General features: G+C 58.8%; 5 protein-coding genes. 1 reads left to right on the top strand and 4 read right to left on the bottom strand.

Annotated features, from left to right (window positions below):
* Window positions 1–114: 114 nt before the first annotated feature.
* Complete coding sequence (locus QMX84_RS25015) at window positions 115–1,236, bottom strand: beta-ketoacyl-ACP synthase III (protein WP_262126270.1); 1,122 nt, start codon at window positions 1,234–1,236, stop codon at window positions 115–117.
* A 132-nt stretch (window positions 1,237–1,368) separates the two neighbouring features.
* Window positions 1,369–5,280 (bottom strand): ATP-dependent RNA helicase HrpA, encoded by a 3,912-nt coding sequence (gene hrpA, locus QMX84_RS25020; protein ID WP_282365047.1) that lies wholly within the window; start codon window positions 5,278–5,280, stop codon window positions 1,369–1,371.
* A gap of 171 nt (window positions 5,281–5,451) precedes the next feature.
* Between hrpA and QMX84_RS25025 the strand changes: the two genes are divergently transcribed.
* Window positions 5,452–6,318, top strand: coding sequence for a DMT family transporter (locus QMX84_RS25025; RefSeq protein WP_282365049.1), 867 nt, complete (start codon window positions 5,452–5,454; stop codon window positions 6,316–6,318).
* 74 nt (window positions 6,319–6,392) lie between these two features.
* Here QMX84_RS25025 and QMX84_RS25030 read toward each other — a convergent pair whose 3' ends face one another.
* Both QMX84_RS25030 and QMX84_RS25035 read right to left on the bottom strand, forming a co-directional pair.
* Window positions 6,393–7,259 (bottom strand): DMT family transporter, encoded by an 867-nt coding sequence (locus QMX84_RS25030; protein ID WP_282365048.1) that lies wholly within the window; start codon window positions 7,257–7,259, stop codon window positions 6,393–6,395.
* Between the two features lie 348 nt (window positions 7,260–7,607).
* Window positions 7,608–8,546, bottom strand: coding sequence for an aspartyl/asparaginyl beta-hydroxylase domain-containing protein (locus tag QMX84_RS25035; RefSeq protein ID WP_123751988.1), 939 nt, complete (start codon window positions 8,544–8,546; stop codon window positions 7,608–7,610).
* Between the last annotated feature and the right edge of the window lie 254 nt (window positions 8,547–8,800).

Consider the following 8,800-nt stretch of genomic DNA (forward strand, 5'->3'; position numbering starts at 1 on the left):
CACCCTAGGGGGTGCGGGCTTGCTCGCGATGCAAACAACGCGGTGCTCAAGACAAACCGAGCTGCCTGAATCGCGAGCAAGCCCGCTCCCACAGGATGTGGCTTTGGGCCTTGGTTATCGTTTGCGCAGGATCACGCTGCCTATCGAGTAGCCGGCACCGAACGAGCTGAGTACCGCCAGCGAACCACTGGCCAGATCATCCTGGTAAGTGTGGAAGGCAATCACGGAACCGGCAGAACTGGTATTGGCGTAGGTATCGAGAATCACCGGCGCTTCTTCAACCGACGCTTCGCGGCCCAGCAGGCGCTTGACGATCAGGTGATTCATGCTCAGGTTGGCCTGGTGCAGCCAGAAGCGCTTGACGTCAGCCACTTCGACTTTGTTTTCTTCCAGGTGCTGGCCGATCAGTTCAGCCACCATCGGGCAGACATCACGGAATACCTTGCGGCCTTCCTGCACGAACAACTTGTCCGGGCTGTCGGGGTTTTCGTCCGAAGCACGGTTGAGGAAGCCGAAGTTGTTGCGGATATTGTTCGAGAAGGTGGTCAGCAGTTTGGTGCTGACGATGTCGAACTGATGTTCGGAAGTCGCCAGGTCAGCGCGCTCAACCACAATGGCGGTGGCCGCATCGCCAAAAATAAAGTGGCTGTCGCGGTCACGGAAGTTCAAGTGACCGGTGCACACTTCCGGGCTCACCAGCAGCACCGCGCGGGCCTGACCCAGTTGCACGCTGTTGCTGGCCGTCTGCAGACCGAAGGTCGCTGACGAGCACGCCACGTTCATGTCAAAACCAAAACCCTGGATGCCCAACGCCTGTTGCACTTCAATGGCGATGGCCGGGTACGGGCGCTGCAGGTTTGAGCAGGCCACGATCACGCCGTCGATATCTGCGGCAGTCTTGCCGGCCCGCTCCAGCGCTTGCCTGGCGGCGCCGACGGCCATTTCGCAGAGCACTGACATCTCGTCGTTGGAACGCTCAGGCAAACGCGGGCGCATGCGTTGCGGGTCAAGGATGCCGTCCTTGTCCATCACAAAGCGGCTTTTGATACCTGAGGCTTTTTCGATAAAGGCAGCACTGGACTCGGCAAGAGGCTCGATGTCACCGGCCTCGATAGCGCCAGCGTTGTCGGCGTTGAACTGTTGCACATACGCGTTGAAGGACTGCACCAACTCTTCGTTGGAAATGCTGTTGGCCGGGGTGTACAGGCCGGTGCCGCTGATGACGACGTTATACACGGTCGTTCCTCTTATTCTGTTCAAGCCGAAAATAATCGTGTCAGGTAGTTATAGCCGCGAAGTTTGCCATAAATGGCAACATTTGGCCTGATTTGCCGAATCATGAAAACACGCCCTCCGGCAGGATCAGGCTTAAGCGTCCACCAGACTCCATTGCTTGCTCAACCGCTTATCCGAAATCGGTACTTTGGTGCCCAGTTGCTGGCCAAACAGCGACACGCGATATTCCTCCAGCCACCAGCGATAGAGCTCCAGTTGCGGGTCGCGCTTGCCTTCCTGAGCATGCTTGGCAGCACGCGCCTGGTACTGGGCCCACAACCCTGCCAGCTCAGCACTCCAGACCCGGTCTTTCTGCACCTGACCCGGCAGTTTTTCCAGGCGCATTTCAATGGCCTTGAGGTAGCGCGGCAGTTCTTTGAGCCACTGCGCCGGAGTTTCTCGAACAAAGCCCGGATAAACCAAATGGCTCAGTTGCTGCTTGATGTCATTCAAGGCCACCGCCTGGGCCAGATCAATCTTGCCCTTGAAGCGCTTTTGCAGCCCGTGCCACAGCTTGAGAATGTCCAGCGTCAGTTTAGCCAGCTTCTCTGCGTGCTCGGTCAAGGCACCGCGCTTGCGCTCGGCCAACGACGCCAGCCCCGCACCATCTCGCGGCAACGTCGCTTCGCCCTCAAGGATGCAGCTGTCGAGGCTGGCCAACAGGATGTCTTCAACCAGGCTCTCGACTCGGCCCAGCTCGCGGTACAACAAGCCCAGTTCGGTCTGGCCCGGCAACTTGCTGCGCAAGAACTTGGCAGGTTCAGCCAACTGCTGCATCAGCAAACGCTGCAAGGCCCGGCGGTGCTGATACTCCGCCTCGGCAGGCGTTGAAAAGCGCCCTTCCTTGACGGTATTGCCCTCTTCCACCAGCGCCGGGTAGACGGTCATCGACAGCCCGGCGATCTTTTGCTGGGTTTTCTCGGCCACCGGCGCAAAGACTTTGGCTTCGACAGGCTGCTGGCTTTTAGCTGTTTGCGGCACCGCCAAAGCCGCCTGACTGGCTTGCGCAAAGCGTGCCGTCAGTTCGGCAAGGTCACGACCTTCACCCAGGAACTTACCGTCGCCGTCGACAATTTCGAGGTTCATCTTCAGATGATTCTCAACCTGCTGCGCGGCTTCGGCCCACGCTTCGTCAGTCACCCGCGCGCCGGTCATGCGCAGCAGTTCACGGCCCAATGCCTGCGGCAGCGAACCTTCAGCAAACGTCATGCGTTGCAGCGCGGCTTTGACGAAGTCCGGCACCGGGACGAAGTTTTTGCGCAAGGCCTTGGGCAAACTGCGCACCAGGGCAATGCACTTGGCTTCGATCATGCCCGGCACCAGCCACTCCAGGCGCTCTGGCGGCAAGACCGGCAACAAGGGCGCCGGCACTTTAACCGTCACCCCGTCACGCAGGTGATTCGGTTCAAAGTGGTAGCTTAATTCGAGGGTCAAATCCCCCAGGTGCAGGGTGTTCGGGTAGTGCTTGGCGGTGATTTCGGTGGCTTCGCGCGCCAGCACGTGCTCTTCGCGCATGATCAGCAACTGCGGGTCTTTTTGGCTATTGACCCGGTACCAGCTGTCAAAGGTTGCGGTCTGGTGGATCTCGGCGGGCAGACGTGCGTCATAAAACGCATACAGGGTTTCTTCGTCGGCCAGAATGTCACGCCGCCGCGCCTTGGCTTCTAGCTCATCGAGCTGTTCGAGCAGCTTGGCGTTGGCGCTCAGGCACTTGGCCCGCGACTGAATCTCGCCGCGCACCAGCCCTTCACGGATAAACAACTCACGTGACAGCACCGGATCAATCGGGCCGTAATGCACCGCGCGCCGACCGACCACAATCAAGCCGTACAGGGTGATCTGCTCGTAGGCCACCACTTGCCCGCGTTTCTTTTCCCAATGCGGCTCGAAGTAGTTCTTTTTGATCAAGTGCCCCGCCAGCGGCTCGATCCAGTCAGGTTCAATCTTGGCCACCATCCGCGCATAGAGCTTGGTGGTTTCGACCAGCTCGGCGGTCATCAGCCATTGCGGGCGTTTTTTGCCCAGGCCCGACGACGGGTGAATCCAGAAGCGGCGTTGACGCGCGCCCAGGTAATCGCCGTCTTCCGTCTTCTGCCCGATCTGGCTGAGCAGGCCCGACAACACTGCCTTGTGCAGTTTTGGGTAGTCGGCCGGCTCTTTATTGACGCTGAGCTGCATGTCACGGCAGATCAAACTCAATTGGCGATGGGAGTCACGCCACTCGCGCAGCCGCAGATAATTCAGGAAGTTTTTGCGGCACCAATTGCGCAGCGGGCTCGCGGTCAAGGCCTGGCGCTGCTCTTCGAAGCCGCGCCACACATTGATCAGCGCGGCAAAGTCCGAGTCCACGTCTTTCCACTGCGCGTGGGCCTGATCCGCAGCCTGCTGACGTTCAGGCGGGCGTTCACGCGGGTCTTGCACCGACATCGCACTGGCGACGATCAACACTTCCTGCAAACTGCCCAGCTTGGCGGCTTCAAGCAACATGCGGCCCATGCGCGGGTCCACCGGCAGGCGCGCCAGTTGGCGGCCCAGCGGTGTCAGCTGGTTCTCGCGGTTAACCGCTGACAGCTCTTGCAGCAGGTTGAAACCGTCGGTGATCGCCTTGCCATCCGGCGGCTCGATAAACGGAAACGCGGTAATTTCGCCCAGACGCAGGTGCAGCATCTGCAAGATAACGGCTGCAAGGTTGGTCCGCAGAATCTCGGGGTCGGTAAATTCCGGGCGACCGTTGAAGTCTTCCTCGGCGTACAAGCGCACGCAGATCCCCGGCTCGACCCGTCCGCAGCGGCCTTTACGCTGGTTGGCACTGGCCTGGGAAATAGCTTCGATCGGCAGGCGCTGCACCTTGGCCCGATAGCTGTAACGGCTGATGCGCGCGGTGCCGCTGTCAATCACATAGCGAATACCCGGCACGGTCAACGAGGTTTCTGCAACGTTGGTTGCCAGCACCACGCGACGCCCCGGATGCGACTGGAATATCCGTTGTTGCTCGGCCGGTGACAGGCGCGCATACAAAGGCAGAATTTCGGTGTGTTTGAGTTGTGCCTTGCGCAGCATCTCGGCGGCATCGCGGATCTCGCGCTCGCCGGGCAAAAACACCAGCACGTCGCCGGGGCTTTTACGCTCGCTGCGCTCATGGGCGGCGATTTCATCGAGGGTGGCGATGATCGCCTGGTCGACACTCAAGTCCTCTTCGACACTGTTGCCCTCTTCGTCCTGCTCAGAGGTCAGCGGGCGGTACCATGTTTCGACCGGGAAGGTACGACCGGACACTTCAACAATCGGCGAATCGTTGAAGTGTTTGGAAAAACGCTCCAGATCGATGGTGGCCGAGGTGATGATGACTTTGAGGTCCGGGCGCCGTGGCAGGAGGATCTTCAGATAGCCGAGCAAAAAGTCGATGTTCAGACTGCGCTCGTGGGCTTCGTCGACGATGATCGTGTCGTAGCGCTCGAGGTAACGGTCGTGCTGGGTTTCGGCAAGCAGGATGCCGTCGGTCATCAACTTGATCAGAGTGTTGGAATCACTCTGATCCTCAAACCGCACTTGATAGCCGACCAGCGCCCCCAGCGGCGTACCCAGTTCTTCAGCGACCCGGCTGGCAACGCTGCGCGCAGCAATCCGGCGAGGCTGGGTGTGACCGATCAACCCGTGCTGGCCGCGGCCAATTTCGAGGCAGATTTTCGGCAATTGAGTGGTTTTACCCGAACCGGTTTCACCGGCCAGGATCAACACCTGATGCTTGAGCAACGCTGCCTTGATCTCGTCGCGCTTGGCGGCAATCGGCAGATTTTCGTCATAACGAATCAACGGCACGCTGGCCGCCCGCGCAGTCACCTGCGCGCACGAGGCCTGCACACGCTCGGCCCAGGCCGCCAGCTTGGCGTCATCAGGCTTCTTGCGCAGCTCATGCAACTGCCGCCGCAGCTTGTGGCGGTCGGCAATCATGGCGTGATCAAGGTTTTTCAACAGTTGGTTGATAGCAGGCGATTCGTCAGTCATCAGGTGCGCAAAAGTCTTGGTAAAGGCAGGCGGCGATTGTCGCAGATTTAAGCGGTTGTGCACGAATCTGTAGGAATTGCGCGCAACCATTGCCTTGCAGGCTGCATCCCCTACACTGCGCGGCTTAATCTTTGTAAGAGATACCTTGTGAGATTCGCAGATTTTGTACGCATGCTGTCGCTGGCCGGCATTTGGGGCGCCAGTTTCCTGTTTATGCGAATCATCGCGCCAGTGCTCGGCTCTATTCCCACCGCGTTTTTCAGGGTTTCGATTGCTGCTACCGGCTTGCTGGTGATGTTGGTGCTGATGCGCGTCAGCTGGAACTTCGGCGGCAAGTTGAGGGTGGTGTTGATCCTGGGCGTCATCAACTCCGGGTTGCCTGCCACGTTGTATTCGGTTGCGGCGCAAGTACTGCCTGCGGGGTATTCAGCCATCTTTAATGCGACCACGCCGCTGATGGGCGTATTGATTGGCGGGTTGTTTTTCAGTGAGCAACTCACCCTCACCAAGCTGGCCGGGGTATTTCTCGGATTATTTGGCGTCGGCGTGTTGACCGGTGCCGGGCCGGTGGCCTTTGACCTGAACTTGCTGATGGGCGCCCTCGCCTGCCTGCTGGCGACGATCTGCTATGGCTTTGCGGGCTTTTTGGCGCGCCGCTGGCTGGATCAACAAGGCGGGCTGGACCCGCGTCTTTCGGCCATGGGCAGCATGCTCGGCGCGACCTTGTTTCTGCTGCCGTTGTTTGGCCTGAGCCTGCTTAATCAACCGCCAGCCGATTGGGGCGGTGCACGGGTATGGTTGTCGTTGTTGGTGCTTGGGCTGGTGTGCACAGCCTTTGCCTACATCTTGTTCTTCCGTTTGCTGACCAACATCGGCCCGGTCAAATCCATGACCGTGACCTTTATGACCCCGCCCTTCGGGATCTTGTGGGGCGCCTTGTTTCTGGGCGAACCGCTGTCAATCGCGCACCTGTACGGCGGACTGCTGATCGCCGCAGCGTTATGGCTGGTGCTCAAGCCCAATAAAAATGCCCTGTAGGAGCGAGCTTGCCTCGCGATCTTTTAAAAGATCAAAAGATCGCGAGCAAGCTCGCTCCTACAGGGTGATATGGGTTAACGGGTGGTTTTACGGAACACGAAGACCAGACCAATGATGATCAAGGCCATGCCGAGTACGCTCAGCAAGGCCAGTTTGTTGCCAAAGATCAGGTAGTCCATGACCGCTGTGACCGCAGGCACCAGGTAGAAAAGGCTGGTGACGTTTACCAGGTTGCCGCGGGCGATCATCCGGTACAGCAGCAAGGTCGCCAGCACCGACACCACCAACCCCATCCACAACACTGGCACCATAAAGCCTGCACTGTGTTCAAAGTGGAACGGTTGAAACGGCACAAACACCGCGCACAACAGCAACCCGGCCAAGTACTGCAACGGCAATGTGCCCAGTGGGTTCTGGGTAATGCGTTTTTGCATCAAAGTGCCCGCCGTCATGCTCCCCAGCGCCAACAACGCACAGAGCATTCCGCCCCAGGACAAACCGGCCAGACCAATATTCTGGTACACCACCAGAATCAGGCCGGTCAGCCCCAGCATGAGCCCCAACGAACGGCTAAAAGAGTGACGACGCTCAAGAATCACTGCCGTCAGGATCGGCTGCACCCCCATCACCGTGGCCATGACGCCGGGCGTGACCTTGAGGTCCAGCGCCAGCAGATAAAAAATCTGATACGCGCCCAGCAGCACCGTCCCGGTGGCCAGTGCGTAGCCAATGGCTTTGGCGCCGCGTGGCATCTGCAGTTTCATCGACGGGATCAACAGCACCAGCGCCAGCAGAGCGATGGCAAAACGAATCAACAGAAAGGCAAAGGGCGAGGCATGGGCCAAACCCCATTTGGAGAAAATCGCGCCGCTGCTCCACAGCAGAACAAACAGACTCGTGGACGCCGCCGCTAACGCGGATTCTTTAGAAATCGAAAGCATGGGTAACACCTGTCATCAGACATAAAAAGCCAACTCAGCCGAAGCTGAAGTTCAATGGTTTTTTAGACGGGTACGGGCAGCCGAAAGCTCGCTCGGCTCAGCCCGCAACACCAACACCCGGTGGCGAAACAACGACGCTCACCACGGTGCGGCTGACAGGAGGGGGATAGTGGCTGATCTGCTCAGGCTGTTTGCCCCCGCACGGCACCACGCCAGCAAAGACTGCTGGAGCGACAACGCTATGAGTAAGGGGAACCGGCATGAGCTGATCTTTTTGAAGAGAGTGGTATGAGCCATTGGCTCAACGAGCGCTGACTATAACCAGCGCTCGACATTTATTGCAATGACTTATCCGAACAACCAACGCCACAGCAGTACTAGCACGATAACCGCCAGCACCGGGCGGGCGATGCGGTATAGCTTGGGGTTGCGGCGTTTCCATTGTTTGACTACGCCGCTGAAGCGGTCACTAAAGGTTTTGCTCCAGGCGTAGGCTTTGTTGATGCCGCCTACGCGTTCGTCGTCGAGGTTTTGCGGGGCGGTGGCTTTGCCCAGTTGCGCACTGACCCAGCGATTGATGCGGGTCATCAGGCGGCTGGTCAACGGGCGCTCGACGTCGCAAAACAGGATCACGCGGGTAATGTCGGTTTCGTTTTTCACCCAGTGCACGTAGGTCTCATCGAACATCACGTCTTCACCATCGCGCCAGGCGTATTCCTCGCCGTCAACGAAGATGCGGCACGCGTCGGAGTTGGGTGTCGACAACCCCAAGTGATAGCGCAAGGAGCCCGCAAACGGGTCGCGGTGCGGGTTGAGGTGGCTGCCGCCCGGCAACAAGGCAAACATCGCGCCTTTAACGTTGGGGATGCTGTTGACCAGCTCTACGGTTTTAGGGCACAGCAGTTCGGCCGATGGCAGCGGTTTGTCGTACCACTTGAGGTAAAAACGCTTCCAGCCTTTTTTGAAGAATGAGCCAAAGCCGGCGTCGTTGTTCTTTTCGGCGGCGCGGATATAGCCTTCGTCGAACAAGTGCATGGCTTCTTCACGAATGGCTTGCCAGTTGTCTTTGAGGACGTCCAGCTCGGGGAATTTGCTGCGGTCCAGATAAGGCTTGGACGGCACGCCCGAGAATAAGTACATCAGCGCGTTGTAGGGCGCAAAGAATGCGGAGTGGTTGACGAACTGGCGTAACACCGGCAAACGCGCCTTGCCGCGCAAATGCACGTACAGGATGCTGCCGACAAACAGCAGTATGAGCCCTGCCTTGATGGCGAAGGATAAGGTCATGCAACAACTCCTCGAAAATACCGTGCGGCACCAAAAGCCCGCCGTGGCAGCCCGCCATGATAAACACTACCGACGCAGGACAAAACCCGCGCATTCCAACATTCAGTCTTAAGTACTACGCAATAACGGCGTAATTATGCATAAGCAGGCGTTTAGATCGTTTGATTTGAGTCATCAGTAGCGGGTGGGAGCGGGGGGGGGGGGGGGGGGGGGGGGCGCGGCGCCCCGCCCCCCCCCCCCCACCAACAGGGGGT

The organism is Pseudomonas sp. PS01297, from assembly GCF_029959305.1.
In the GTDB taxonomy this organism is placed as follows: Bacteria; Pseudomonadota; Gammaproteobacteria; order Pseudomonadales; family Pseudomonadaceae; genus Aquipseudomonas; species Aquipseudomonas helleri.

Coding starts and splice junctions, on each gene's coding strand:
- hrpA (WP_282365047.1), bottom strand. CDS start 5,280: ATGACTGACGAATCGCCTGCTATCAACCAACTGTTGAAAAACCTTGAT.
- QMX84_RS25025 (WP_282365049.1), top strand. CDS start 5,452: ATGCTGTCGCTGGCCGGCATTTGGGGCGCCAGTTTCCTGTTTATGCGA.
- QMX84_RS25030 (WP_282365048.1), bottom strand. CDS start 7,259: ATGCTTTCGATTTCTAAAGAATCCGCGTTAGCGGCGGCGTCCACGAGT.
- QMX84_RS25035 (WP_123751988.1), bottom strand. CDS start 8,546: ATGACCTTATCCTTCGCCATCAAGGCAGGGCTCATACTGCTGTTTGTC.